The following is a 25888-nucleotide window of genomic DNA, read 5'->3' as shown; positions in this document are numbered from 1 at the left end:
CGCAACAGCCAGACCATAGACTCGTGCTGCTGCCCTCGACCCATGTCCGGAGCTCGTTCATATTGAGCTGGAAGAGATTCGCGACCATTTCGGTCATGACCTGTGATGCAACATGAGCCCATCAACGCCCATTCCCGCCAATGTCCCTATCCCCGTCATTTTTGCCCGGGACATGAATGCGGCGGTTTCGGCTCAAGTCCCGCGCCCCGCCGTCGCGGTGGTTCCGCAACCCAGCACCTTCAATAATTTCGGCAACCTGTTTTATGCCCGCATGCTTGTGCTGCCACCGCAGCCCACCCTGACGGTTCAGCAATTTTCCATGAGCCTCATGTTCGCTGGTGAGTTCAACACGAGCGCGTTCTTTGAACGCCTGCTTGCCAATTATGCATGGGTTTTGAGCTCCTCTGTCCCTCCCCTTTATGTCGGTATCCTCGGTGAGGCCGGATCGTATGGCGAGATAGTTCAATTGCTCGGATTTGAGAGAGCCGTAACGGCGCTGCGGCAACTCGGTGATGCTGTTGTTCTGCGCCTTGAAGGATCCGACACAGAACGCCTAAAACTCATCGACAGCGACGACTTCCATCTCGGTGCGTTACGATCGAGCTCAGCTTATGTCGCCTTTCGGCACGGCAGCCGTTATCTGCGACCCCAACCGCTGAATAAGGCGCTTGATTCGGCCAGCAGCTTTCACATCTCGGCAAGACTTCCCTCGGCAAACAATTCTTATGAGATTGATTTCGACTTTCAGCCCGACGAATTGCACCGAGACCGCGTCGCGGTCCTGATTGGACGCAACGGGACCGGGAAGACGCAGCTCATGCTGAAACTGATCGAGGCGCAACAGCCAGGTCACCACCAGCAGGATGAAGTGCCGGCGTTTATATCTCCGCCGGCCATGTTCAATCGCCTGCTCATGTTCTCGTCAGTCGCCTCTGACACTTATCCGAGATCCATTCCACCTTGGTCAGGTGTTGACTATCAATATTTCTCGATGATCGGCGGGACTGACGCCGAGGACGACGCCTTGACGGGTGCGCTGATTGACTGTCTTCGTGACCACACCCAGTTTCATTTTCCGACCATTGAAAGGCCATTTGGAACAACCAACCGCCTGAGTTTGCTGCAAAGGGCGCTTGAATCGTTGTCGATGTCAGAGCACATCCACCTCCCGCTGAAGGAGCAACCAGATCCGCACGACCTACCCGACACACGTGTTTGGAATGGGCGGCAATATTTTCCTCTGTTCAGATCTCTCAATGAGCAGCGCAATTTGTTGTTGGTGCGCAAAGTTGATTGGTCTCGCTCTCCCGTCGCTTTCGGGTTGGGCACCGCTCCGCGAACATTAAGCAGCGGAGAACTCGCCATGCTGAGATTTGCAGCTCAAGCAGCAGGCTCGATCGAGACGGGGTGCTTGCTGCTGTTCGACGAACCAGAAACGCACCTGCATCCTAACTTTGTCTCCGAATTTATGACAATCCTCCACACGCTTCTTGCTATCACGCGTTCGGTCGCGATCATCGTTACGCATTCTGCCTACGTCGTCAGAGAGGTGCCCCGTCAGCGGGTACGGATTCTGTCTGTGAACGACAGAATCGTCTCGGTTGATCAGCCTCGGCTTCAGACTTTTGGAGCGAGCATTGACGGCATCTCGCAGTTCATCTTCGGCGATAGCAATATATCGCATCGTTACGAAGAGGTTCTGGAAAACTGGCTCAACCAACTTGGTCACGGGGTCACGATCGAGCGTGTTATCCAGGACCATGGTGAAAGGTTAAATCCTGAAACACTCTCCTACATCGCTCATCTTCTGCGAACACGCCTGCAATGATTGCCCTCCGTGCTCCCTCGCCGACCGAGGACGATAACTACCTGCTCAAGATCTGCAAGGAACCGCCATGGGCTGCGCATCACGGCGTGTGGCTATGGTGCTATCAGCTGTACCGGAACCATGGTGGCAATCCTTGGAGCATCGCCAAGTCGCAGTTTTCTGCTGGTGTCGGCAAGGAACAGCGGCAATTATACGAAAGCCGCAAGAGCGTGAAACGCTTCGCGGACATTCGCAATCAACAATTAGCGAGTTGTCCGATGTGCGGATCGCCAGCGACCGGCACGCTCGATCACTTCCTTCCCAAGGAAACTTTCCCCGAGTTTTCGGTGATGGCCGCTAACCTCATTCCCGCCTGCACGCATTGCAATTCGTCTGCCAAGGGGCGCAAGTATCAAGGGGCCGATGTGGATGAATGGCCCCTTCATCCTTATTTCGACACTCTGGCGCAATCAGCTATCTGGTGGGTACGTGTCATTCCTCCCTACCAGGCGGCAACATTTGAGGCGATACCTTGTTCGTTTCATCCGCCGGCCGTTCATAAGCGCCTGGCGTTTCACTTGAAGTTCGTCTTGGGCCCGCAATTCACACGATCTTGCACCAATCTTTGGGCGACACTTCCTCAGGTCATTCGTGACGTGACCGAAAATACGCCTGTCTCTGCGATCGACGTCGCGTCTTTGCTCGAAATGCGCCTAAAAATAGATCAAGCCAGTTTGGGCATGAACGCCTGGCAGACTGCATTTCATCGCGGACTGCTCGGAGATTTGTCGGCACAAGGTTATCTGGCGTCCCAGGCGTCGATACTGGCCAAAGGCTAGACCGTCGACTCCAAAATTGGTTTGGTTATGTCCCGCATTACGCCAGACCGACCGCCGCACCTCCTGGCTAGTTCACGATTGTTTGGCCACCGCTCTAGTTCAAGTGATAGGGCGGACGAACGACGTGCCCGGGGACTGAGATTCTATCCAATTCTTCGACGCCATCTGTTTGTACCTTCACTTCGCGAAGAGAATGGCTTTCGTCGACGGCGGTCCGGTCTTGCGACCGCTTAGAAGTGCAGCTGGGATGATGAAACGAGTGGAACAGCTCCCGCTCACTGTTGAGCGGCTGGAAAGAGCGCTGGTGCTGCTCGCCTAATTCATCGAGCTTGATGGCGATGTGCACCTGCCGATGTACGAAAGGTTCGAGGCTGAACTCAGCGAGCTGAAAACTAAAGAGTCCATTAAATCTCGCGCGCGCAACCGCCTTGAGTCTTATTTCAATGAGGGCGGCTGCCCCATAAGACTATCGATCAAGGAATCTTGGGCTTCGGCCGCGATAAGCCGATCTTTGAAGCTGTGCCTCAGCGAATAGACTGTGTGCTCTTCCGTCGGACGCAATCCGTTTTCCAGCAGAAACTTGTTGGCCGTCGCGGAGAACGTGGAGGAATTGACACGATACCGGGGGAACCTGCCTGGCTTCGCTCTCAGAGCCGCCAGCGCCGCGCCGACGAGAGGAATTTCCCGCAAAGCTGTCATCCGTCTTTAGCCGCCGACCATCGGGAAGCACGCTGACGTAAGCTCGAACGTGTTGGAGGTTTTGTTGGACGAAACGTTGGACGCAAACTCTATCGGGGGATAGAGCGGAGCGAACCGAACTTTGATCCAACAACGATAAGCTTTCTCTCAAATCCTATCCAGTTTAAGAACTGATAAGGTTTCTGCGAAACCCTTGTCGGTACGAGCAATCGAAGGAACAATTGAAAGGCAGGCCGAGCCGAAACTTGGCTCGGCCTGCCTTGATACCAATTTCGCCAACTAGAGCCGACGCGAGCAACGAATGTCCAACGTCGCGCACTAGCGACTACACTCATGCACAATAGTGGACCAACTTTTTTACCGCCCGCAACGGCACATCAAGCTCTTGCGCAAGCTCATCCATCGCTCGTAGTAGATCTTCAGCGACTTCCATAAACGAGAAAGGTTCACTGGTGCTATCCATTTGGCGATAATATTTCCGGATTCGCTCCAACATCGCGCGTATTTTCTTCTGCTGTTCTAAATTCACATCCTCTTCGTCAGTGGCCTTAGCTAATTCTTCTAAGTGGACCACAGCGTCCTCTATCGAAACTTGAAGGCCGACAATGTCGTCGTACAAGCTAGAGGCACTGAAATGCGATTGCTGCAACAATTCCGAAGCATGCTTAACTTCAGTCCACAGCGCATGCCTACGCAACTTTTTCGGCTTCTTTTTCGATTTCATTTTGGTATTCCAATCTTTGATAGGGGTGATGTTCACAACGGTTTTTGTCGTCGCGAACTACTTTACAAGATTGATTTTGACCTATGCGTCCGACTTGGTATCGACCTTGCCCAGGGCGTACGAATTGAACCAACCGCTTCATGACTGATAAGAAAATTCTGAAAACCTTATCAGTTGCGGCCTGCCGAAGACGGCAGGACGGATCTTCTATCGATCCGTCCCGGCTTTTCCCGCGCAGCCATCTGAGGCGGTCGATGATGATGGCGTCTCACCGAATCCAGTCGATGATGCGCGCCAGGCCGCTAACTTCTGTGCCCAGAATTCACGACGCTTGCTTTTTACGCGGCCTGCCAGAAGACGCACGGACGACAAACAGCTTCTCGGCCGACCGCGGTATGAATTGGCTACGCCGCGTAAACAGATCGACGACGCTAGAGTTTTGCCGCCATGCAAAGACGCGCTGTGGCACCAGCAGCGATAGGTGGTTCTTTGCCCTCGTCATCGCGACGTACAGGAGCCGCCGCTCTTCCTCGACCTCTGGTGGCGTTCTCGCTTTCGACGAGGGAATGCAGCCATCCACCGCGTTCAAGAGGTAAACGTGGTCCCATTCCTGGCCTTTGGCAGAGTGAATCGTCGAGAGGACCAGGCAATCATCATCTGACCGGCCTGGCCTGTTCGGGCCGACGGCACCATCGGGCGGCTCCAGGGTGACCTCCACAAGAAATTGCTCACGCGACCTATAAGTGCTGGCGACAACGCAGAGCTGGCCAAGGTCTGCGGCACGAAGCTCCGGGTTGTCGTGCTTCATCAGCGGCAAATACCATTTCACCACCTCCGGAAGGCTGGCCTTCCAAGGTCGCTTCTGCAGACGCCTTATCAGCCGAACAAATTGCTCCCAATGATGACCGCAGCCGCGAGGCCGGTCGGCGTCTCTGAGCACCAGTCGCCCCGTCCGTCCTTCTAACCGCTCTATCACCTGCATGGCGGCGCTCGGGCCGATGCCCGGCAGCAGCTTCAGGGCTCTCATGGCGGCAACCTCATCGCACGGATTCTCCAGCCAACGTAACAAGCTGAGCACGTCCTTGATGTGAGCGGCTTCGAGAAACTTGACGCCGCCCCACTTCTCGAACGGTATGTTGCGCTTCGCCAGCTCGATTTCGAGCTTTTGACTGTGGTGAGACGAGCGCATCAAGACAGCTTGCGCGCGAAACGGAACGCCGTTCTCCTTTGCGCAAAGAATCTGATTGGCGATATAAGTGGCTTGCGCCGCATCATTCTCGACGACGGCCAACCTTGGCTTGCCCAAACGCGGCCGGTCGGACCAGAGGTTCTTGGCATATGCACGCGTCGAAAGGTTGATGACCGCGTTGCATGCCTTGAGGATCTGGTTTGTCGAACGGTAGTTCTGTTCGAGGTTGATGACGCGGACCTTCGGCAGCATCCGAGGAAAGTCCAGAATGTTCTCGACTGTCGCTGCCCTGAACGAATAGATCGCTTGGGCATCGTCGCCGACAACGGTGACGCCTCGGCCATCAGGTTTGAGGCCGAACAGGATCTTGGCCTGAAGACGGTTGGTGTCTTGGTATTCGTCCACCAGCACATGGCTGAAACGAGTTCGTAGCTGCTGGGCGATGCCGGGCTGGTTCAGCATCTTCACCCAGTAGACCAGCAGATCGTCGTAGTCGAAGACGTTCTGCTTGCGTTTCGCCGCCCGGTACTCAGTGAAGAGGTGCCGGAGCTGCCTAGTCCACCTCTTGCTCGTTGGAAACTCTGATTGCAGGACCTCCTTCAGACGCATACAGCCATTGGTTTTGTAGGAGTAAATGTCGAGGCATTGGTTCTTATCCGGGAAGTTCACGTCCAGGGTCGAGAAACCAAGCTTGTGTCGAACCATGTCGAGCAGGTCGGCGCTGTCGCCTCGGTCCTTGATCGTGAAATTGGGCGACAAACCCAGTTGCTCGGAAAATTCTCTGACAAGCCGCGCGCCGACAGCGTGGAATGTACCTGAGTACGGTATCTCTCCGACATTCGTGCCCAGGACGCGGCCAGCCGTGGCAATCGCGCGACGCGTCATTTCCTGGGCCGCCTTCCGGGTGAACGTGAGTAACAAGATGTTGTCAGGGCTCACGCCGCTGGCCAGAAAATGAACGACCCGGTTCGACAGCGTCTCCGTTTTGCCGGTCCCCGCTCCTGCGATGATCAACAGGGGCCGACCAGGCTTTGCTGGGTCGGATTTGTACCCATGCACAACAGCAGCGCGCTGCATTTCATTCATATGTTTCAGATGGTCGAGAGTCATGATCTTTCCTTCGCGAGATATTCGACTTGCGATCATTTACAGGTTCGTTTTCTCGCGAAGCTCGATAGGCAGAACCGCCCTAGCACGGGGCGTTCGGCGTGGCTCCCACCGGTTCTGAACTCCGATGCGTGACCGAGTGAACAAAACCGGCCGACCACGCGCCACCTTTCGACGGCCGCTTCGATGACGCCGTACAATTGGATTTGCGATGTAGTGCGATGACCCCAAAATATCGGGTTTTGAAACACGCAAAGATGAGACAACAAGCTGGCTGCTGAGACTCGCCTCAGAGCAGGCGGCCATTAGCCCACGTTGAGGTCCAAGACCTGGCGTTGACACGCGGCGTCAGGCGCGCCGCCGACGTGAAGTTTTTGTTGCACGCCAAGCCAAATGTTCTATATTTGTTCTCGCAACCTGGTTTGAGTGAAATGCCTGGCAAGCAAGCCAAGACTCTTTCGGCTGATCATATCGACGACCTCTTGTTTCTCGCCGAGCGATCTCGGCATCCACTCCGCAACCGGTTGATTGTTCTGCTCTCAGTCAAGGCTGGCCTTCGCGCGGCCGAGATTGCCAAGTTGGGTTGGGACATGGTTCTCGACCCAAGCGGTGAAGTCGGCCGCACGCTTGCGCTTCGGGATCAGATTGCAAAGAAGCGCAGCGGACGAACGATTCCGATTCACGCGGATCTTCGACAGGCACTGGTCGAGGCGCGGCAGCTTTGCGATGGGCATGGTCCCATCGTTCGCTCCGAGCGCGGCGGCGCGATGACGCCAATGACAATCGTGGTCTGGTTCAACCGCGTCTACAAGGAGCTTGGGTTCGAGGGATGCTCATCGCACTCCGGGCGTCGAACTTTCATTACGCGAGCGGCTCGAGCAGTTCACAAGGCCGGTGGCTCGCTGCGGGACGTTCAACTGCTGGCTGGCCACCGGTCAATTCAAACGACGCAGCGCTACATTGACGGCGATAGCGACGCCCAGCGGAGGCTGATATCTCTGATTTAGCGACCAGTCGCCCTTCCCGCGGCAAAGAGAGGGGCCCCACCGTCAAGGCGCCGGTCGCTGCCACGATAAAGACCAACACGCTGACCCACGCCGAAGGCTTGGTCCGAACTGTCTGCACCGTTGCAGGATCGATGTCGTTTCTCGACGAGATCGACGAGGAGTTCGAACGGGCAGGCTTAGACCGGGCGGTAGCGCTGGGTGATACCGGTCCAATCGTGGACTGGCTTCTGACGACATTCAGCTTCCAGGGCATCTCCGACCGGGTCGCTCGCGACTACATTGAGAAACACGGAACAGCTTCCTGGTCGGTTATTGAAGGAAGCTTCAGGAAACAGCCCTCTTGTCCTAAGCTTCGCAGCTACTGGCATTTCGACCACTGCCGATACGACAAGACGAGTATCACTTGTTCAGAGCCCGATCACATCGATGCTTGTCCCCTACCCCGTCCTCACCTCCGTAACGGGCGGTTGAACCAGACGGCCTATAGCCTTTTCTTATTCGTCCGCGACCTCACCGACCACGACCTCGTCGGGTGGATCGACCGCCAACTGGAAGCTGCGACAGCCGCGCCCGGCATCACTGTAGAGGCCGCTCGTCAGGAAGCCCTGGTCGGTCCCCTTCGAAACATCTACGGCGTATCCGACAAGATCCTGATGATGACGCTTTCAACGCTGCTGATTGGTGCGCGCAATCAGCGGCCTATTTGGTTCGAAACCGGCAAAGCGATGATAGCCGTGGATACGCTGGTCCATAACTTTTTACATCGCACAGGGATCCTCGGGACCTGCGGTATCCCTCACAGCTATGGTGCGGCTTGCTACGCGCACGGTGGCTGCGCCGAAATCATTAGAACCTTAGCTGACCGAATTGACGCGAGCACATTGAACCGCGCATTTCCGCAGAAGTTTCCGCGTTTCGTGCAGAACGCCGTTTGGCGTTTTTGCGCGGGCGACGGTTTGAATCTGTGCAACGGCAACCGAATTGACGACCGGCAGGCCTGCGAAATCGACTATTGTTACCTGTACCATAAATGCAGCCGAGAGCCGCTAAAAAAGTCGAAAAACGACAATGAAATCAGCTATTTATAGCAAAAAATAAGCAAAATTACGGTTTTATCTAGATGTCATTTCAGCTATACTGAGCGTGCAAAGTCTCAAAACGACTTTGTACTTTTTAGACACTTGGAGATACTTCCATGACTACTTGCTATCTGAAAGACACCGGCTCGCCACCACTAGGGTCAACTTCCACCTCTATAACTGCAGATCACGGGGCCCTTTCGGGCCCCGTCTGCTTTTAAGGAGGGCAAACATGGGAAAACCGCATGAAAAGAAGCCGACCGTCGCTCCGGACCACCTGTTTGTGTTCGGCATCGATGACGAGGGCAAGCCGCGCGGTGCGCGCTTTGCCGAGCTCAACGACAAGGTCGTGACTGCTGCGGGCAATATGAACCTAAAGTCCGTTCATTCGGCGTCTGCAGCCTTCAGTGGGATCGCAATGAAACTGCCAGTGGGCAGGCTCTACGCCAGTGGCAAGGCGTTCGTGCCGCCGATCCGGCGCGACCTCGTCGATAAGTTAAATGCCGTCCTGGCGACACCGGGTGACGGAAGTCAAACTCAAGGGCCTAACTCTGCGTCAACCGATGAGCCGACGGGTCCCTCCGACGAGCCGAAGGTTCGCGTCGCCGGACTGCCTAAAACCTGGGACAGCGTTGACGTGGGCTCTGTTGTGTTGGCGATGGACGGCCCGGAAGACGGCTGGTGGGAGTGCGTTGTTCTGAAGCGCGAGGACGCAGTCCTAACCTTGCGCCTGCGCGACTACCCGAAGCAAGGCACCTATATCCGGCATCTGACCCAAGTGGCCCTCATCAATCCTGGGGCGGAGTGACCATCAGCAACTAAACTTGAAGCTCGGACCACGGCCCGAGCTCCGACACCGCCTGGCAGCAATAGACACGAGCCCAGGCCCCCAAACATCAATCAAAACATACCGGAGAAATAACCATGTCCATGCAAACGGACGCGGAGAAAACGCGTGCGCTCAACGATGAGCTGCGGCAACACCTGCTCGGCGGCGGTGCGGTCATCACCGCAGGCATCGCCGAACTAGGACCCGACGCAGTCAAGCGTCTTGTCCAAACCATCGCAGTCTTCGACGACTTTTGCCACGCCAACGACCCTTACGGGGAGCATGATTTCGGCATCTTCGATTTCGACGGGACCCGAGTCGCGTTCAAGATCGACTACTACGACAAGTCCCTCAAATTCCATTCGCCGAACCCGGCAGACCCCGCCGTAACCGAGCGGATTATCACGATCATGAGGGCGGACGAATACTAGCGCCCACGCAATCGACCAAGCATACCCTCACTGTTCGCTCAAGAGTTTGACGAGCGGCACCGACAAGGCCTCAGCAATTCGAGCCATCGCTAAGAGGCTGGGGTTACGCCGCCCTCGCTCGATCCCGCCGATGTAGGTCAAGTCCAGGTCAGCTTCGAACGCCAACCTCTCCTGGGTTAGTCGACGCTGCTGGCGAATACGCCGGACATTCTTGCCAACAATGACGCGCCAATCCTGCATTGCCGGATGGAGCACCATCGGGCATATAGTCTCTAGGGACTATATTCCCTATTTGCGAGAATCTGGGTCCAAGCGAGGGCGACCTTCAAAAACCTTCTCTAAAAAGAGGAAAGCTAAAGTGACTGAAGAACTCTCTGCACCACCGCCCCTGCCGGATCTCGGCGCTGCGAACCAGCCCGCACCAAACGAGTGGTACTATGTCGTGAACGGCGCTCGGCGAGGCCCGACGACCGCTCAGACCGTCAAGGATCTCTTGAACAAAAAGCAGATCGAGGCGGATACCCAGGTCTGGCGAAAGGGAATGCCGGAATGGAAGCCCCTCCGAGAGAGCGACCTTCGTGACTTAGTGGCTACCGAGCCACCTGCGATCTCAACCAAGCACATTGGCAACGGCTATGTCTGGACACTTGCCCTCCTGCCTCTCGTGATCGGGGTGATCGAGGCCGTGGTGAGCGCCAGCAACCAGGAGGCCGCAGTTCGCTCTTTATCGCTTGGCTTCCCGTACCATCCAAGCAGAGGACTGCCGTTCCAAGTGCCCCTTGCGATCAACGCTCTTTTGGGTTGGCTCGATGACCGTAGGCTGCAGCAAGCGGGCTATGGCTCTCGGACAACCCGTGTCACAGCCGTGCTGCTTGCGCCGGTTCACCTGTTCCTGAGGGCGAAACGCCTGAAGCAGAGCCCATACTACGCGGTCGCGTGGATCATCAGCATGATTGCGGGATTCCTCATCTACGCATCCGTTGAAGGATAACGCGGCCCATCTGGTTCCGCATCCGCCTATCGCATTTCACCACCGCACAACACTTAACTCACACCAGAGATCACAAATGATGAAATGGATTGCTCTCCTCTCAATGTTAGCGTGTTCATCGGCCTTTGCGCAGACTGCGCCGCCCGACCCCATAGCTGTCATCCGCGCCCAAATCATGCAGCGGTGGTTTCCGGCACCGCAAGTCCCGCTCGATTTCGCTGTTAGCTTCGACCTGGATCGACAAGGCAGACTTGTCGGGGAGCCGGTCATCGTTGCAAGGGGACATGGCGGCGACTCCGCTCTGGAGATGAGTTACGCCGTCAAGGGCGCTCAGCCATTCTTTTTACTCCGCCCGGAAGACTACGACCACTGGAAGCACGTTGAGACCAACTTTACCCCGGCGGACAAGCGGTCAACGGACATCTACGCCTATAACAAACGTGACATCCTGGGCGTTGCGACGGGCATGACCGATACTGCGACGAAGGCCGCGATGGCGGCAACGGGATGCAGTGTCTTTTCGCCAAAGCCAGCGATCTTGGAATGTACCAACAACAAGGGCAATCAGCTCGTCGCCCGATTGACCGAGAACATGTCGCCCAACGTGGTGATGGCCGTAACATATGTCTTTCAATCCGGCGCACCAGCCCAAGAAATCGTTGGCTCAATCTCCGCCCAGTTTCACACCCGGCCATTCAACCAGGTTTGGCATCTCAGCAAATCCGCAACAATGGAATTTGGTCCATACTCCGGCGAACCGCGATCCGCAAATTCTCCCATCCCGTCATGGGTGATCATTATCAACGAGCCTCAATTTTTGGACAAAGATCGTGACGCCCTCGTGGAGAAGCAACGGGCTGCTGCCCCACCTCCAAAATTCTAGCGCATTGTTTTTCGCATCGGGGAATTGATACATACCTTGTTGCTGCGACCGCCGCTTCCGGGAGTCTTCATGGGCCAGAAAGAAGAGCCGTCAGGGGCGAACCAAGTCTATGTCCTCGGTTTAGACGATGATGGAAATCCCCGCGGCGCCCGCTTCACCATTTTGAAGGACAGCATTGTCTCCGCGGCAATTGACATGAATTGCCATGTCCTGATCAGCCAGCCTCCTGCAGTATTCTCGCTTGGAATGACGTTACCAGTGGGGTACGTGCGCGGGGCTGGTAAGGTAGTGACGCTGCTTGTCCCAAACATCGGATGGAAGCTTTACAAACAGATATTGCGAGCTTCGCGTGTTGCTTCGATCCACGAAGCCACCAGGATCGAAGCAGCGATTTCACACACCATCCACTGAGCCTCAACAAAACGGGAATATTCTTCTTTTTTGTTTCTGAAACCACTTACGATCTCAATCTAATTTTCAGCGGCCAAGGAAGCAAAGTTGGTGAAAAACGTCGCACCAACAACTGCGAACGAGTGCTAATGCCGAGAGCATTATTAGCAACAACGCCTTACGAGCGACGGTGATGGGTCTGGTGGCTGACTGCTCGCCGAAACTACACGATCATGGATCCTTGGCAATCTGCGCAGAGGGCCCATAAGCGCAAGCGCTACGGCTTGATGTAGGATCCCAGTGGTGAGGCTTAGCCTGCTCCGGTAGACCATCGGAGCGGGCTTTCCTTTGTTGTCGTCGGTATTCTCAAGCGTATCGCAAAGCAGAACTCAACCGCGACCGCAGAAACAAATATCGTGCAAGCGATCCGCTTTCCAGACTGCTCCGCCGAGCCACTCGAGGACTGCTAATTTCGGTCTGGGAATTCACGAACGAGTTTCCCATCGACCAACCCACCACCTTTTCCTTCTGAATCGATTGCTCGGGCTTCACGAGCTGTCATGCCTTTCTCAGCCACAAGCGGGTTGCTGTCGTAAGTTCCCCACTGCTTATGAAATGGCGCAACACCAAGGCGACGGCAATCGGCGATAACATCGCGAACCCAATGCGGCCTCACTGCACGAGCACCGGCACCACTTTCTCCCCCAGATATCACCCAATCCGGCAAAAGCCCGTTGGTCGGAAACCGCACGGGACCAAGGGCAGGCTCGTAGGAAATGAAACGAATAACCGCAGGTACCTTCTTTAGGCGCTTCCACCGGAAATCAAACCGTGTCTGGTCTTCGGCCGTTGTTCCGAGCCACACGTTGGAATACCCATCGCGCCAATCGGAAGGCAGCATTTTTTCTATATTTTCTGGTCTTTTCGTAAGCACCAGCCAGTCTAATGCATCGCATTTGCGGATTAACGCGAACAAGTCCTTGCGCCACGAAATATCAACCTGATTGTCAAAGACGTCGGCGAGCGAAGCGCAAAATACCCGCGGTCGATGGCCATTTTCCTCTCTAAACGTGCGGGCTTGCGCGTTCCACTGGATAGGCTTTTTCCAATTTTGTTCTGACGTTCGTTTGCGCTCGCCGTGCGCGCCCCACCGCACCTTTCTATAGCGGTGATCCATCATTGCTTCCGCATAGCAATTGTCACAGCCCGGCGACACTTTTTGGCAGCCAATCCACGGATTGAATGTATGATCGCACCATTCGATCTTTGAATTTTCACCCATCACAGACCTCCAAGGTTCAGAGCATCGCTCTGCCCGAAACAACGGTCTCGGTGGAATCCTTTACAAGTTCGTTTTTCGCCATGGCCGATGGATAAACGCCAATATCAAGGGCGAATGATGCCTTCTCAAAAGGTGATCGATGGTGGCGCATCGATAATGGCTGACGCGTTGCTACGCCGCCTTCAGGCAACGCAATTTCTGTCGTCGGTACTCGGCCATGCCAAGAAAGCGACTTGGTCGCCTCATTAGCATCAGCCTGTCATCCGGCCTCAACGCAACACGCTTGGCCGCTTTCAGGAGCTTTGCAGCGTCGCCACCGGCTACAGCGAGCCGATCCAGGTGAAGATGCTTCATCGCGTGGAAGAGCACGATCCTGTCGCCATGCCGGAGATCAGCTTTCTTCTGTTCGAATCGACGCGAGACCACACCACTCGCATCGATAACCGGACGGTCAAACTTGTCCTTGCGGTCCCGCACCAATATTCGAGAACCGGTGGATGGCGATTTCAAGATATACGCCACGCAATTGGGTAACCGTCCCTGCTTGATTTTTCGGGTATGGGTGGCTTTTAGGCCATCGGCGATAGCGCTGTAGTGGCCCGCTCTCGCGAGCTTGGCCAGACGCTTCTTCAGCTCCTTGCGCGAAACACCCCACACCAGGGCATGCAAGTGCCAAAACAAACACCGCTTCCCGTCGTATCGAACGCCGTGCGGCAAATCGACGTAATAGGCTGGCTCGACCATACCGAAATACGAATACTGCCGTAAGCCATACCTGAGCCGGTTCTTGATGCCTTCAAGATCCTCTTCAGTTAGTCGCTCCTCCGGAGACCTGCCGCAGGTAACGTCCATCAGAGATACGAAATAGACATTCCGGTCGTGTGTGGTCCCATCCCCGCCGTCGCAGAAAAAGCGTGACATTTCGTTGCTGACGGTTCGGCCCCAGATCCGGCGTGAGAAGGAGTTTACGGCTAGGAGATCGTGCCGATATCGGCCCTTCGGCAGTTCTCGATCACCGCGCGATAGGGTACGACGCTTGCGAGATTCCTGAAACGCCACGCGTAGAGCTGATCGTTCCAGTGACTGCCAGTATTCAATCCCGGTGTTTTGATAGAATGTCATACCCAACTTTCAATTCAGTGCTGGGAATGCTTTACAAGTGGTCGCGTCACGCAGATTTCGTTGTAGGTGGTTCAAACTGCCCATTTAAGGACTGTAGAAGGTCTGTTGGTCGATTGGTGTGTTCAAGCAAGCAGCGGCAAGCGACAACCGGCTGAATGTCTCCTCAGAGCCCTAGACGGCGCATTCTCGCTCCCGATGAACGAGCAAAATCTGGCAGCTCTTCTTGTGTCACGCGGGGCAACGTAAGGTCCCGAAGCGCGGGATGGGTTCGCTTAAAGCGAACCCATCCCTTGTCTATCAGTCCTCCCAATCACTCGCCGATTCGGCGGGGCGCTCATTGGACGCTACGTTCTTCAGTTTGGTGATTTTTTTGATGTCAATTGTGGGCGATCCGCCGGCTCTTGTTCGAATAAAGCCGGTAAGTCTTATTCTGCTCCTATCAGCGAAGCGATCCAACTTGGCTCCCAACTTCGGAGAGAGACCAATTTTTATCTGCTTGCCGAAGTTGACCACTTTTTTTTCAGGCTGACTGGCGGCAGCTCCAGCGCCTATATCGTCCGGTTCATCATCCCCGCTAGGCCCGCTGGATTCCTGATCTTCATCAACAGATTCCAGCTTTGCAACTCCTCTGCCCTTCTTTCGTGGCAGCTTCTGCGCGGCAAGCCTCGCAAGCTTCTCAATTCCGCCGTGCTCCCGGATGGCATCAGCGATGTCTTCCGATGCCGTGCCAAGCTCTTCTACCAGATAGCGCAGGGCTCGAGCCCTCTTCGAGGCCTTCTTTCTAGCTGCCTCGGATTTCGCGTCGGTGATGAAGATTAGAACGGCGTAGACGGTGTCTTCCGATCGACCGACCTTCTCGTGAAAGCGAGCCTTCAGCTCCTTGTCGGCCTCAACGGCAAAGGAAATCGCCATCGCTTCCGCCATCAGACTATTGAGGGCCGCCCGATACCCGTCTTTGATCACTCGGTACTGCCGCTGCAGGTGATCGAGAGTGACGAGAAGATCGATATCTGAACGTGGTTTTACTGCTACTCGTGCCATCGGATTCCATTCCCTTACTTGGTGTAAGTAAAAGCCTGCCGGCACTTCGTCGCTCGCGCAGCTTCTCGCTACCCGACGATTTGAATGCGAGAATCGGAATCGCCCGCCTTGATACCTCTAGCCGCGCCGCTTGCGGTGCTGCCGTTTGGGCAGCTGGGGTATCGTCTCTAACAAGAGAGCGGTGTTGGACCAATCTCCCCTGCTTCTTCCACTTCCGACACAGAGCAATTTCGATGTGAGGACAAAGCCCCGACATCAGCATTTTTAGTTCTATGAGCTAATTTTTATTGTGTCAATCACATTTTTATGCGATATTCGTCTGATGACAGGATCAGAGACCTTACGGTTACTTTCCGCGCGAGAGTGCGCCATCCTACTTTTGCGGCTAATCGAGCTTCGAAACCAGGATGGTACGCCGACCAGTCGTGTGCGGATTTCTGAACTCACGCTGCGTCGTTTATGGGGGCGTCATCGGCTTGACGGGGACTTCGTAACGGAAGTTCAGGAGTGGTTATTTCGGGGAGGCTGGGCCATTTTTTTTGCGGGCTCGACCTACGCGGCCATCAAGACTTCCGCCGTGATGAACTGGGCTCGCCTTTCGTCGAAACGATTGTTCGAAGATATCGGCCTCGACGATCTCGACTTCGTTGAGGATCGTAATTTTGATTTCGCGACGCACGCTCGGTTGCTCAGGAGCGAGGCCGATATCTATGACAGCGACTAGCCGAGAGACACGACAGCCGGCGAACAAAACCGATTTGAGGTTTTGCTCGTTCATTCTATATTCAAGTAGCTATAGCGGTCCGTTAGACGCGACTCGCTGCTTCTTTCTACACCAAACCCAAAACTCAAAAAGACGGCCTATTCCGCTCCCGCGACTGACCGCCGTCCAGTCCTCAACTGAAGTCCTCCGGACTTCGGAAGACGATTGGATATGGACGATAGTCTTGTTGCTAACCGGCTAGCCCCTGACGCGCCGCTCCGTCTTTCCATCGCTGCAAAATTGGCTTTTCCCGACGGTTCGATGACGGCATCGGGCCTGCGGCGCGAAGCCCTGCGCGGTCGGCTACAAGTGGAGCGCATAGCCGGCAAAGACTACACCACCCTCGAAGCCATCAACGAAATGAGGAAATTATGCCGCGTCCAAGCAAAGGCGCCAGACTATACAAACGAAAAGCGCGATACACTGACGGCAAACTCGTCCACCAAGCTGTCTGGATCATCAAAGACGGAGATCGCCATATCGCCACGGGATGCCTTGCGGACGCGGCTGGAACAAAGCCGCCTCGAGAAGCAGAGCAGGCGCTCGCGGACTACATCGCGCGCAAATATCAACCCGAACGAAACAGACGAGACATAGAGGACATCGACTGCGCCGATGTGCTCTCAATCTACCTAACCGACATTGGCGAGCCCGGCGAACAACACGAGATTGAGCCGAGGATCGAACGGCTCAACGAGTATTGGGGTGGCAGGAAGCTGGCACAGGTTAATGCCCAGACTTGTGCGGGCTACACCAAGCATCGTGGCAGTCCGGGTGGTGCTCGCCGCGACCTCGAGACACTGCGCGCCGCGATCAATCACCACGCAAAGGAAGGCTTTCACCGCGGCATGGTACGGGTGTCGCTCCCTCCCAAAGGTGAGGCACGCGACCGATGGCTGACTCGCAAAGAGGCCGCAGCGTTGCTTTGGCATTGTTGGAGGTATCGTGAGAAACAGACGATACACTCAGGAACGTCGAAGGGCGGCACGGTCGCCACGAACCGAAGGCCTCTGCGCCATATCGCGCGGTTTATCCTGATCGGCCTGTATACTGGCACTCGGGCAGGCGCGATCGCATCGGCGTCGCCATATGCGATAACTGGGCGCTCTTACGTGGATCTGGAGCGCGGCATTTTTTATCGTCGGGCCATCGGCAAGCGCGCGACAAAGAAGCGTCAGACACCAGCCCCTATCCCGCCTCGGCTGCTCGCCCACCTTCGACGGTGGTGGAACCGTAAGCTGATCGCAGAGTGCTTCGTCGAGTTCAACGGCAAGCCGGTAGCTTCGGTGAAAAAGGGCTTCAAGACCGCCGTGGGGCTTGCCCGCCTGCCCGGGAGGGTCACACCCCACACCATGCGCCATACAGCTGCGACGTGGCTCATGCAGCGTGGTGTGCCAATCTGGGAGGCGGCAGGGTTCCTGGGCATGTCACCCGAGGTCCTGCAGGACACTTATGGCCATCACCACCCGGACTTCCTCCAGGGGGCGGCTGCGGCCATTGGCCAAAAGAGCCGGTACGTTTCGGTGGCCGAAACGGTGGTCAACTTGACCGAGGATCGAAATCAGAAGAAAAAGCCTAATGATTTCTGGTCGGAGTGGCAGGATTCGAACCTGCGACCCCTGCGTCCCGAACGCAGTGCTCTACCGGGCTGAGCCACACTCCGACAAGAAGGCGGCTTATAGCGTCGGGTTTGACGCACCGCAAGCGGCCGGTATGAGGAATTTTGTCCCTGTGAAAACGGGTCTTGAAACGTCGATTTTACCGGCCGGCGCGGCCGGCGCGGAAGCTGCCGCCCGGATTTTGGCCGCCGGCGGGCTGGTCGCGTTTCCGACCGAGACGGTCTACGGGCTCGGGGCGGACGCCGCCAATGCCAACGCGATCGCCCATCTTTACGCCGCCAAGGGGCGGCCGGCCTTCAACCCGCTGATCGCCCATGTCGCCGATCTCGCCGCCGCGCGCCGGATCGGACGGTTCGACGCGCGTGCGTTGAGGCTTGCGGAAGCGTTCTGGCCGGGGCCCCTGACGCTGGTGGTGCCGAAGACGGACGACTGCCCGGTGGCCGAGTTGGCCACCGCCGGGCTCGACACGGTCGCGATCCGCATTCCCGCCCATCCAGTGGCGGAGGCGATCCTGCGCGCCTTCGGCGGGGCCGTGGTGGCGCCGTCCGCCAACATCTCCGGCCATGTGTCGCCGACGCTGGCAGCTCATGTCGAAAGCGACCTTGCCGGGCGGATCGACCTGATCGTGGACGGCGGGCCGGTCAAGGTCGGCGTCGAATCGACCATCGTCGGCTGCTTCGATGCCCCGATGCTGCTCCGCCCCGGTGGGCTGTCGCGCGAACGGATCGAGGCCGTGCTCGGCGCATCGCTGGCGCGGCCGCCCGTGGAGGCCGAGAGCGACGACAGCCAGCCTCTGGCGCCGGGCATGCTGGCCTCGCATTACGCGCCGCGCGCCAGCGTGCGGCTCAATGCGCGCGATGTGGCCGCGGGCGAAGCGCTGCTGGCCTTCGGACCCGATCGCCTGCCAGGCCAGGAGGCCGCCGCCGCTGTCATGAATTTGTCGTCCGCGGCTGATCTCGATGAAGCCGCCACTAATCTGTTCGGCTATCTTCGCGCCCTCGATGCGAAAAACCCGCGAGCGATCGCGGTGATGGCGGTGCCGGAAGAAGGACTTGGCGAGGCCATCAACGACCGGCTGCGCCGGGCCGCGGTCGCCCGATAGCGCATGATCCGGAAAAATGAGCAGCGGTTTTCCGATAAGATCATGCGCAAGAGATAAAAGCGAAGAAGAGACAAGAGCATGAACGTCAATAAATCTGCCACCCCGCCGCTTGCGCCCGAGCTGATCGAACAATTCCGCAAGATCGTCGGCGACCGCCACGCCATCACCGACGCGGTCGACATCGAGGCTTACGTCACCGAGGAGCGCAACCTGTTTCACGGCCGCTCGCCGCTGGTGCTGCGCCCGGGCTCGACGGCGGAAGTCTCGGCGATCTGCAAGCTCGCCTCCGCGCACGGAATCGCGCTGGTGCCGCAGGGCGGCAACACCGGGCTCGTCGGCGGCCAGACGCCGCACAACGGCGAGGTTGTGGTGTCGCTGCGCCGGCTCGACAAGATCCGTGAGGTCGACACCGCTTCCAACACCATGACCTGCGAGGCCGGCGTCGTGCTCCAAGTCGCGCAGCAGAAGGCGGCCGACGCGGACCGGCTGTTTCCGCTCTCGCTCGGCGCGGAAGGAAGCTGCACCATCGGCGGCAATCTCTCGACCAATGCCGGCGGCACCGCCGCGCTCGCCTATGGCGTTGCGCGCGAGATGGCGCTGGGGCTCGAGGTAGTGCTTGCCGACGGTCGCGTGCTCAACGTGTTGTCGAAGCTGAAAAAGGACAACACCGGCTACAATCTGCACAACCTGTTCATCGGCGCGGAAGGCACGCTCGGCATCATCACGGCGGCCACGCTAAAACTGTTTCCGAAGCCGCGGGCGGTCGAGACCGCCTTCGTCGGGCTGAAATCGCCGGCGGCGGCGCTGAAGCTGCTGACCATCGCGCAAGGCGAAGCCGCCAACGCGCTGACGAGCTTCGAGCTGCTGTCGGAGATGGCGGTCGACTTCTCGGTCCGCCACGGCATCGACGTGCGCGATCCGCTCGAAGCAAAACATCCCTGGTACGTGCTGATGGAATTGTCCTCGCCCGGCGACGATGCCCGCACGCCGCTGGAGACGATCCTGACGCGTGCCATGGAAGACGAGATCGTCGACGACGCCGTGATCGCGGCCAACCTCACCCAGCGCAACGGCTTCTGGAAGCTGCGCGAGGAGATGTCGTCGGCGCAGAAGCCCGAGGGCGGCTCGATCAAGCATGACATCTCCGTTCCGGTGGCCGCCGTGCCCGCCTTAATCGACGAGGCCAATGCCGCCGTCGTGAAACTGATCCCCGGCGCGCGGCCGGTACCGTTCGGCCATCTCGGCGACGGCAATCTGCATTACAATGTCAGCGAGCCCATCGGCGCCAACACCGCAGATTACCTGGCGCGCTGGCACGAGATGAACGCAGTCGTGTTCGAGATCGTGCTGCGCATGGGCGGCTCGATCTCGGCCGAGCACGGCATCGGCGTGCTCAAGCGCGACGAACTGCCCGAGGTGAAGGACAAGACCGCGATCGAGCTGATGCGCGCGATCAAGGCGATGCTGGATCCGCACGGCATCATGAATCCGGGGAAGGTGCTGTGAGCGTGTCTCTCACGATCGATGCGATTGCCGATGCCGATGTCGAGAACGTCGTCGCGCTGTGGCAGCGCTGCGGCCTGACGCGGCCCTGGAACGACCCGCATGCCGACATCGCGCTGGCGCGGCGGCGCGACAATTCGACCGTGCTGATCGGCCGCGACGGCGGCGCGATCGTCGCCACCGCCATGGTCGGCCATGACGGCCATCGCGGCTGGGTCTATTACGTCGCGGTCGATCCCGATGGGCGCAAACGCGGCTATGGCCGCCTCATCATGGCCGCGGCCGAGGACTGGCTGCGCCAGGCCGGCATTTTGAAGCTGCAGCTGCTGGTCCGTCGCGAGAACGCGCAAGCCAATGCGTTCTACCAGTCGCTGGGTTTCGAGGAATCCACCTCGGTGATGTTCCAGAAGTGGCTCGACGGCCGCGCTTCCACAACGTAGCTGGAAAACAGCAATGACCATTTCCGACCGCGTCCGCATCAAGGACGTCCGCGTGCTCTCGGACGGCTGGACCACGCTGAAGACCACGACGTTCGAGTACCGGCGCGCCAATGGCGAGTGGCAGACGCAGCACCGGGAGACCTATGAGCGCGACAACGCCGCCGCCGTGCTGCCGTATAATCGCGCACGGCGTACGGTGATCCTGGTGCGCCAGTTCCGTTTGCCGGCCTTTATCCGCGGCTACGACGATCTCCTCATCGAAGCGGCCGCCGGCGTGCTCGACGACGCCTCCCCCGAGGTGCGCATCCGCGCCGAGGCCGAGGAAGAGACCGGCTATCGCCTGCACCACGTCCACAAGGTGTTCGAGGCCTTCATGAGCCCCGGCGCCATCACCGAGAAGCTGCATTTCTTCGTCGCCGAATACGAGCCGGAGATGCGGGTCAGCGACGGCGGCGGCCTGGAGCATGAGGGCGAGGACATCGAGGTGCTGGAGCTCTCGATCGACGAGGCCTTGGCGATGATCGCGGACGGCCGCATCATCGACGCCAAGGCGATCATGCTGCTGCAATACGCGGCGCTGCACGTGTTCAGATAGGTGCGCGAGCTGTCTTCTTCCCTTCTCCCCTTGTGGGAGAAGGTGGCGCGAAGCGCCGGATGAGGGGTACGCGTCCGCAAATTCAGAAAGAACGGACTCGCGGAGAGATACCCCTCACCCGTCTCGCCGCTCCGCGGCGAGCCACCCTCTCCCGCAGGGGGAGAGGGGAAAGAGCACGGCCCGCTCTATCAGCGCCGCAATTCTGCCCTGCGCCGCCCCGCCCCGGTTGAGCAACTCCAAAACTATCTCTAGTCTGGCGCCAACCAAGAACCAGGAGACGCGCCCCATGTCCGCTTCGCGCGACGACGAATTCGGCTTTGCGCCCGACTATGACTCTCCCGTCCCCTATATGCAGCGCACGCGCGACTATTACACCGCGATCGGCTACACCACGCCGTATCGCTGGGCGCACTACACCCAGGCGCCGTTCCAGCCGCTGAAGAAACCGCTGTCGCAATCGCGCGTGACGATCATCACCACGGCCGCGCCTTACGAACCCACTAAGGGCGACCAGGGGCCGGGCGCGGCGTATAATGGCGGCGCCAAATTCTACCAGGTCTATGACGGCGACACCTCGAAGCAGCACGACCTGCGCATCTCCCATATCGGCTACGACCGCAAGCACACCACGGCGACCGACAACGGCACCTGGTTTCCGCTGCCGCAGCTTTTGAAGGCATCTGCCGCAGGCCGGATCGGCGAGGTGAGCCAGCGCTTCTTCGGCGCGCCGACCAACCGGAGCCATCGCGTCACGCTCGACACCGACGCGCCGGAAATCCTGGCGCGCTGCCTCGCCGACACGGTCGATGTCGCCGTGCTGGTGCCGAACTGCCCGGTCTGCCACCAGACCACCGCACTGGTGGCGCGGCATCTGGAAGCCAACGGCATCCCGACTGTGGTGATGGGCTGCGCCAAGGACATCATCGAGCATGCCGCCGTGCCGCGCTTTTTGTTCTCGGACTTCCCGCTCGGCAATTCGGCCGGCAAGCCGCACGACGTCGCCTCGCAGGCGCAGACGCTGGAGCTCGCGCTGACGCTGCTGGAAAGCGCGAGCGGGCCGCAGACCACGATGCAGTCGCCGCTGCGCTGGAGCGAGGACGCCTCCTGGAAGCTCGACTACAACAACGTCGCACAGCTCTCGCCTGAAGAGCTGGCGCGCCGCCGCGCCGAATTCGACAAGCAGAAGGAGATCGCGCGCGGCAACCGCGCCGCCTGACGTCCTCCGATAACAACAAACGAAGGGGAGAGCGACGTGACGCGACCGTTCGAGGGCGTGAAGATCCTGGACTTCACGCAAGTGCTGGCCGGCCCCTATGCGAGCTACCAGCTCGCGCTGCTCGGGGCAGATGTCATCAAGGTCGAACGGCGCGAGGGCGAAGACATGCGCCGTACGCCGCTCAGCCGCGAATGGGCCGAGCGCGGGCTCGCGCCGGCCTTCCAGGCCATCAACGGCAACAAGCGCAGCCTGACGCTCGATTTGCAAAAGCCCGACGCCATCGCGATCGTGAAGAAGCTTGCCGCGCAAGTCGACGTCGTCATGGAGAACTTTCGCCCGGGCGTGATGGACAAGCTCGGGATCGGCTATGAGGCGCTCTCCGCGATCAATCCGAAGCTGATCTATTGCGCCGTGTCCGGCTTCGGCCAGACCGGCCCGGACCGCCTGCGGCCCGGCTATGACGGCAAGATGCAGGCGCTGTCGGGCATCATGGCGATCACGGGCCATCCCGAGACGGGGCCGACGCGCGCGGGCTTTGCAGTGTGCGACGTGCTCTCGGGCGCCACGGCTGCCTTTGGCGTGTCGAGCGCGCTGTATCAGCGCGACCGCACCGGCAAGGGGCAGCTGATTGACGTCTCGATGCTGGAGGCGACGATGGCGTTTCTCTCGGGGCAGATCGCGGACTGGTCGGTCGCCGGCCATCGCCAGCAGCTGTCGGGCAACCAGGCCGTGAGCCGCCGGACCACGGCAAATCTGTTCAGATGCGGCGACGGCCACATCCTGCTCGCCGTCAATAACGAGAAGCAGTACCGCGCGCTGATGTCCACGCTCGGCCGCGAGGACACGCTGTCAGACCCGCGCTTCGCCGACTGGTTCGCGCGCAACGAGAACGAGAGCGCGTTGCGCGCCATCATCGAGGAGGCGCTGGCGGCCAGGCCTGCGCGCGAGTGGGAGACAATCCTGGAAGATGCCGGCGCGCCCTGCGCCAGCATCTGGAAGGTCGAGGAGGTCATCGATCATCCGCAAATCAAGGCCCGCGGCGCGATCCAGGAGCTAGACACACCCTATGGCCGCCTGCGCTTTGCCGGCAGCGGCTTCAAGCTCGCCCATGGCGGCGGCAAACTCGATCGGATGGCGCCGGAGCTGGGCGCGGATACGGATGCGGTGCTGGGTGAGCTCGGATTCGATGCGGCGGAGATTGCGGCGCTGAGGGCAAAAGAGATCGTGTGAGAGCGTAACCTCACAGACACCGTCGTCCCGGGGCGCGCGCAGCGCGAACCCGGGACCCATAACCACAGAATTTAATTTGACGAAGACTCGTGGTTGCCGGATCGCACCACACCTCTCCCTGTGGTTATGGGTCCCGGATCTGCGCTTTGCTTGTCCGGGACGACAGCGGAGCAAAAAGCACTAGCTGGGCTAGAACAACGACCCCTGCCCGTCATCTGACGAGCTAGCGGCAACCTTCCGGGCCGCCTTCTTCGGTTTCGCAGCCTCTGCCTCGGCCTCCATCTCCTCCGCGCTGATCGGCAACACGAGCTGATCGTCGTCATTGGCGACGCGGTTGACGCGGGTGGAGACCGGGTGCCAGGCGAATTCGCCGATGCGCGGCGCGGACATCAGCGGCAACACGGCATCGACATCGTCGCCGCGGCTGTCGAGCCAGCGCTCGAAATCGCGCGGGCTGATGGTGACGGGCACGCGGTCGTGCAGGGCGGCGAGATCCTCGCCCGCCGCCGCCGTGACGATCGCGACGGTGTCGAGTTCCTCACCATTCGGCCCGACCCAGGTCTCGAATACCGCAGCAAAGCCGAGCGGCTGGCCATCGGCGCGGTGGATGAAGAAGGGCTGCTTGCGGCCGCCCTCCGCCTTCCATTCATAATAGCCGTCGGCGGGAATCAGGCCGCGGCGCCTCCGAATCGCGTTCTTGAAGGCGGGCTTTTCCAGCACCGTCTCGGAGCGCGCGTTGATCAGGAGCGTAAATCCCTTGGGATCCTTGACCCAGCTCGGCAACAATCCCCAGCGCATCAAGCGGAAATGGCGCGCGCCGTTCTCGAGCAGCACGACCGGAATCGGTTGTGTCGGAGCGACGTTGTACCGTGACGGGAAATTCGGCTGCTCGACATAGCCGAACAGTTGCCGCAAAGCCGCGGGGGCCGAAGTTATGACGAAGCGTCCACACATCCTTGGATATCTATATAGGGTCCGTTCAGGTCCTTTTAACCCCGAATGCTAACACTGCGGCAGATGAGCTCAATGGCCTCCCAACCCGCGCGGACACATGTACAGACGGGCCCCGAGGCCGCCGCCTGGGCCGAGCGGCTGCGCGTGGCCAACATCAACCCGCGAACCGGGCTTGCCACCGACTATCTCAACCATTTCAATGAAGCCGTGATGCTGCTGGAAATGGTCCCGGACATGCCTGAATGCGCCGAAGATTTTTTGACCTGGTCGCCGCTGTCCTATGCCGAGCATTTCACCGCGTCGAATTTCAAGGCACGGGATCTGGCCATCGAAGCCTATGAGAAGGCCGATCCGAACGTGCGCGCCCAGTTCGACCACATCACTGATACCATGACCTCGATCCTGACAGCGGTCGGCTCGGCCATGCGCGAGGTCGAGAAGGACACGACCCGCGTCCGCCTCGCCGAGCAGGCCACGCTCTGGGTCAAGCCGCTGATCGCGGCCTGCGGCGGCATCATCAATGGCGGCGCGGAAGCCGACGTCGACACCATCATGGCGAATTGAGCCAAGGGTTGTTGAAGATATGTCCGCGGTCATCCAGCCCACCCACCCCCAGATCGCGGTCAGTGCCGCCATCTTCCGTGACGGCAAGGTGCTTCTGACCCGCCGCGCCCGCTCGCCCGCCAAGGGGTTCTATTCGCTGCCGGGCGGCCGGGTCGAGTTCGGCGAATCGCTGCACCAGGCGCTGGCGCGCGAGGTCGACGAGGAGACCGGGCTCGCCATCGAGATCATTGGCCTCGCCGGCTGGCGCGAGGTGCTGCCGGCCGCCCCCGGCGCCGGCCATTATCTGATCATGTCCTTTGCCGCCCGCTGGGTGGCCAAGGAGCCCGCTCTCAACGACGAGCTCGACGATTACCGCTGGATCGCCCCCGACGCCCTGGCGAGCCTCGGCGACCTCAAGCTGACCGGGGGGCTGGAGGAGGTCATCCTATCGGCCGCCCGGCTGATCGGGCCCTGACCCCCCGTCTTGCGTCATCCGCCCCGAG

The 25888-nt window shown here is 58.9% G+C and carries 26 protein-coding genes, 1 tRNA gene and 1 pseudogene; 20 read left to right on the top strand and 8 right to left on the bottom strand.

The genetic code is table 11. The features are described 5' to 3' along the window. Positions 1 to 112: 112 nt before the first annotated feature. Together AB7008_RS13145 and AB7008_RS13140 are read left to right on the top strand one after the other, a co-directional pair. Positions 113 to 1828 (top strand): AAA family ATPase, encoded by a 1716-nt coding sequence (locus AB7008_RS13145; RefSeq protein WP_039146629.1) that lies wholly within the window; start codon positions 113 to 115, stop codon positions 1826 to 1828. Then, the gene (locus AB7008_RS13140; RefSeq protein ID WP_039146626.1) at positions 1825 to 2646 is read left to right on the top strand and encodes an HNH endonuclease; all 822 of its coding nucleotides are present in this window, start codon (positions 1825 to 1827) and stop codon (positions 2644 to 2646) included. The genes AB7008_RS13145 and AB7008_RS13140 overlap by 4 nt, the downstream gene beginning before the upstream one ends. 1030 nt (positions 2647 to 3676) lie before the next feature. On the opposite strand, the gene AB7008_RS13135 is transcribed toward AB7008_RS13140, so the two are convergent. Together AB7008_RS13135 and AB7008_RS13130 are read right to left on the bottom strand one after the other, a co-directional pair. After that, positions 3677 to 4069 carry a hypothetical protein gene (locus tag AB7008_RS13135; RefSeq protein WP_039146620.1) on the bottom strand — a complete coding sequence of 131 codons (393 nt, stop codon included), beginning with the start codon at positions 4067 to 4069 and terminating at the stop codon, positions 3677 to 3679. Between the two features lie 322 nt (positions 4070 to 4391). Further along, positions 4392 to 6368: an ATP-dependent helicase gene (locus AB7008_RS13130; protein ID WP_212109028.1), complete on the bottom strand. Its 1977-nt coding sequence runs from the start codon at positions 6366 to 6368 to the stop codon at positions 4392 to 4394. Positions 6369 to 6700: 332 nt separating this feature from the next. Between AB7008_RS13130 and AB7008_RS13125 the strand changes: the two genes are divergently transcribed. The 4 genes from AB7008_RS13125 (at position 6701) to AB7008_RS13110 (ending at position 9711) form a co-directional block, all read left to right on the top strand. Further along, complete coding sequence (locus tag AB7008_RS13125; RefSeq protein WP_249164714.1) at positions 6701 to 7372, top strand: tyrosine-type recombinase/integrase; 672 nt, start codon at positions 6701 to 6703, stop codon at positions 7370 to 7372. Between the two features lie 131 nt (positions 7373 to 7503). Then, the gene (locus AB7008_RS13120) at positions 7504 to 8460 is read left to right on the top strand and encodes a hypothetical protein (protein WP_148311888.1); all 957 of its coding nucleotides are present in this window, start codon (positions 7504 to 7506) and stop codon (positions 8458 to 8460) included. A gap of 223 nt (positions 8461 to 8683) precedes the next feature. Further along, a complete protein-coding gene (locus tag AB7008_RS13115) occupies positions 8684 to 9259 on the top strand; it encodes a hypothetical protein (protein WP_039146617.1) in 576 nt (191 codons plus the stop codon). Between the two features lie 116 nt (positions 9260 to 9375). Continuing rightward, positions 9376 to 9711 carry a DUF3768 domain-containing protein gene (locus AB7008_RS13110; RefSeq protein ID WP_039146616.1) on the top strand — a complete coding sequence of 112 codons (336 nt, stop codon included), beginning with the start codon at positions 9376 to 9378 and terminating at the stop codon, positions 9709 to 9711. 27 nt (positions 9712 to 9738) lie between these two features. Here AB7008_RS13110 and AB7008_RS13105 read toward each other — a convergent pair whose 3' ends face one another. Beyond that, on the bottom strand, positions 9739 to 9969 hold the full coding sequence (locus tag AB7008_RS13105) for a helix-turn-helix domain-containing protein (protein ID WP_039146614.1): 231 nt from the start codon (positions 9967 to 9969) through the stop codon (positions 9739 to 9741). A gap of 100 nt (positions 9970 to 10069) precedes the next feature. Here AB7008_RS13105 and AB7008_RS13100 point away from each other — a divergent pair, with 100 nt between their 5' ends. From AB7008_RS13100 to AB7008_RS13090, 3 genes are all read left to right on the top strand, one after another. Then, positions 10070 to 10702, top strand: coding sequence for a DUF4339 domain-containing protein (locus tag AB7008_RS13100; protein ID WP_441258932.1), 633 nt, complete (start codon positions 10070 to 10072; stop codon positions 10700 to 10702). A gap of 76 nt (positions 10703 to 10778) precedes the next feature. Further along, positions 10779 to 11585: a hypothetical protein gene (locus tag AB7008_RS13095; RefSeq protein WP_212109022.1), complete on the top strand. Its 807-nt coding sequence runs from the start codon at positions 10779 to 10781 to the stop codon at positions 11583 to 11585. Between the two features lie 69 nt (positions 11586 to 11654). Beyond that, positions 11655 to 11996 carry a hypothetical protein gene (locus AB7008_RS13090; RefSeq protein ID WP_212109021.1) on the top strand — a complete coding sequence of 114 codons (342 nt, stop codon included), beginning with the start codon at positions 11655 to 11657 and terminating at the stop codon, positions 11994 to 11996. A 445-nt stretch (positions 11997 to 12441) separates the two neighbouring features. Here AB7008_RS13090 and AB7008_RS13085 read toward each other — a convergent pair whose 3' ends face one another. The 3 genes from AB7008_RS13085 to AB7008_RS13075 all read right to left on the bottom strand — a co-directional run bounded on the left by AB7008_RS13085 (position 12442) and on the right by AB7008_RS13075 (position 15420). After that, complete coding sequence (locus tag AB7008_RS13085; RefSeq protein ID WP_212109019.1) at positions 12442 to 13257, bottom strand: DUF5131 family protein; 816 nt, start codon at positions 13255 to 13257, stop codon at positions 12442 to 12444. Between the two features lie 171 nt (positions 13258 to 13428). Then, positions 13429 to 14379: a hypothetical protein gene (locus tag AB7008_RS13080; RefSeq protein WP_441258931.1), complete on the bottom strand. Its 951-nt coding sequence runs from the start codon at positions 14377 to 14379 to the stop codon at positions 13429 to 13431. Positions 14380 to 14676: 297 nt separating this feature from the next. Then, positions 14677 to 15420, bottom strand: a complete 744-nt coding sequence (locus tag AB7008_RS13075) for a hypothetical protein (RefSeq protein ID WP_212109016.1) — start codon at positions 15418 to 15420, stop codon at positions 14677 to 14679. Positions 15421 to 15742: 322 nt separating this feature from the next. Between AB7008_RS13075 and AB7008_RS13070 the strand changes: the two genes are divergently transcribed. From AB7008_RS13070 to AB7008_RS13060, 3 genes and pseudogenes are all read left to right on the top strand, one after another. Then, positions 15743 to 16144 carry a hypothetical protein gene (locus tag AB7008_RS13070; protein WP_212109014.1) on the top strand — a complete coding sequence of 134 codons (402 nt, stop codon included), beginning with the start codon at positions 15743 to 15745 and terminating at the stop codon, positions 16142 to 16144. 210 nt (positions 16145 to 16354) lie between these two features. Continuing rightward, positions 16355 to 16780 (top strand): excisionase, encoded by a 426-nt coding sequence (locus tag AB7008_RS13065; protein ID WP_312017881.1) that lies wholly within the window; start codon positions 16355 to 16357, stop codon positions 16778 to 16780. Between the two features lie 251 nt (positions 16781 to 17031). Continuing rightward, positions 17032 to 17598, top strand: a pseudogene (locus tag AB7008_RS13060) (tyrosine-type recombinase/integrase); the annotation flags it as partial. A gap of 171 nt (positions 17599 to 17769) precedes the next feature. Here the strand turns inward: AB7008_RS13060 and AB7008_RS13055 are convergent. Beyond that, positions 17770 to 17846, bottom strand: a tRNA-Pro gene (locus AB7008_RS13055). 68 nt (positions 17847 to 17914) lie between these two features. Between AB7008_RS13055 and AB7008_RS13050 the strand changes: the two genes are divergently transcribed. The 6 genes from AB7008_RS13050 (at position 17915) to AB7008_RS13025 (ending at position 23888) form a co-directional block, all read left to right on the top strand. Further along, positions 17915 to 18904, top strand: a complete 990-nt coding sequence (locus AB7008_RS13050; RefSeq protein ID WP_441258930.1) for an L-threonylcarbamoyladenylate synthase — start codon at positions 17915 to 17917, stop codon at positions 18902 to 18904. Positions 18905 to 18982: 78 nt separating this feature from the next. Then, complete coding sequence (locus AB7008_RS13045) at positions 18983 to 20410, top strand: FAD-binding oxidoreductase (protein ID WP_441258929.1); 1428 nt, start codon at positions 18983 to 18985, stop codon at positions 20408 to 20410. After that, positions 20407 to 20847 (top strand): GNAT family acetyltransferase, encoded by a 441-nt coding sequence (locus AB7008_RS13040; RefSeq protein WP_441258928.1) that lies wholly within the window; start codon positions 20407 to 20409, stop codon positions 20845 to 20847. The genes AB7008_RS13045 and AB7008_RS13040 overlap by 4 nt, the downstream gene beginning before the upstream one ends. 13 nt (positions 20848 to 20860) lie before the next feature. Further along, positions 20861 to 21442 carry an NUDIX domain-containing protein gene (locus tag AB7008_RS13035; protein WP_014497298.1) on the top strand — a complete coding sequence of 194 codons (582 nt, stop codon included), beginning with the start codon at positions 20861 to 20863 and terminating at the stop codon, positions 21440 to 21442. Between the two features lie 286 nt (positions 21443 to 21728). Next, the gene (locus AB7008_RS13030; RefSeq protein WP_441258927.1) at positions 21729 to 22658 is read left to right on the top strand and encodes a glycine reductase; all 930 of its coding nucleotides are present in this window, start codon (positions 21729 to 21731) and stop codon (positions 22656 to 22658) included. Positions 22659 to 22694: 36 nt separating this feature from the next. Next, complete coding sequence (locus AB7008_RS13025; protein ID WP_441258926.1) at positions 22695 to 23888, top strand: CaiB/BaiF CoA transferase family protein; 1194 nt, start codon at positions 22695 to 22697, stop codon at positions 23886 to 23888. A gap of 189 nt (positions 23889 to 24077) precedes the next feature. Here the strand turns inward: AB7008_RS13025 and AB7008_RS13020 are convergent, their stop codons facing one another. Then, positions 24078 to 24842 (bottom strand): SOS response-associated peptidase, encoded by a 765-nt coding sequence (locus AB7008_RS13020; protein ID WP_441258925.1) that lies wholly within the window; start codon positions 24840 to 24842, stop codon positions 24078 to 24080. Between the two features lie 63 nt (positions 24843 to 24905). On the opposite strand from AB7008_RS13020, the gene AB7008_RS13015 reads away from it, so the two are divergent. Further along, complete coding sequence (locus AB7008_RS13015; RefSeq protein ID WP_028158159.1) at positions 24906 to 25406, top strand: hypothetical protein; 501 nt, start codon at positions 24906 to 24908, stop codon at positions 25404 to 25406. Positions 25407 to 25425: 19 nt separating this feature from the next. Continuing rightward, positions 25426 to 25860 (top strand): NUDIX hydrolase, encoded by a 435-nt coding sequence (locus AB7008_RS13010; RefSeq protein ID WP_041960376.1) that lies wholly within the window; start codon positions 25426 to 25428, stop codon positions 25858 to 25860. Positions 25861 to 25888 lie beyond the last annotated feature (28 nt).

The sequence above is a fragment of the Bradyrhizobium sp. 521_C7_N1_3 genome (assembly GCF_052075975.1).
In the GTDB taxonomy this organism is placed as follows: domain Bacteria; phylum Pseudomonadota; class Alphaproteobacteria; order Rhizobiales; family Xanthobacteraceae; genus Bradyrhizobium; species Bradyrhizobium japonicum.
This window is presented reverse-complemented; position numbering and strand designations above follow the sequence as displayed.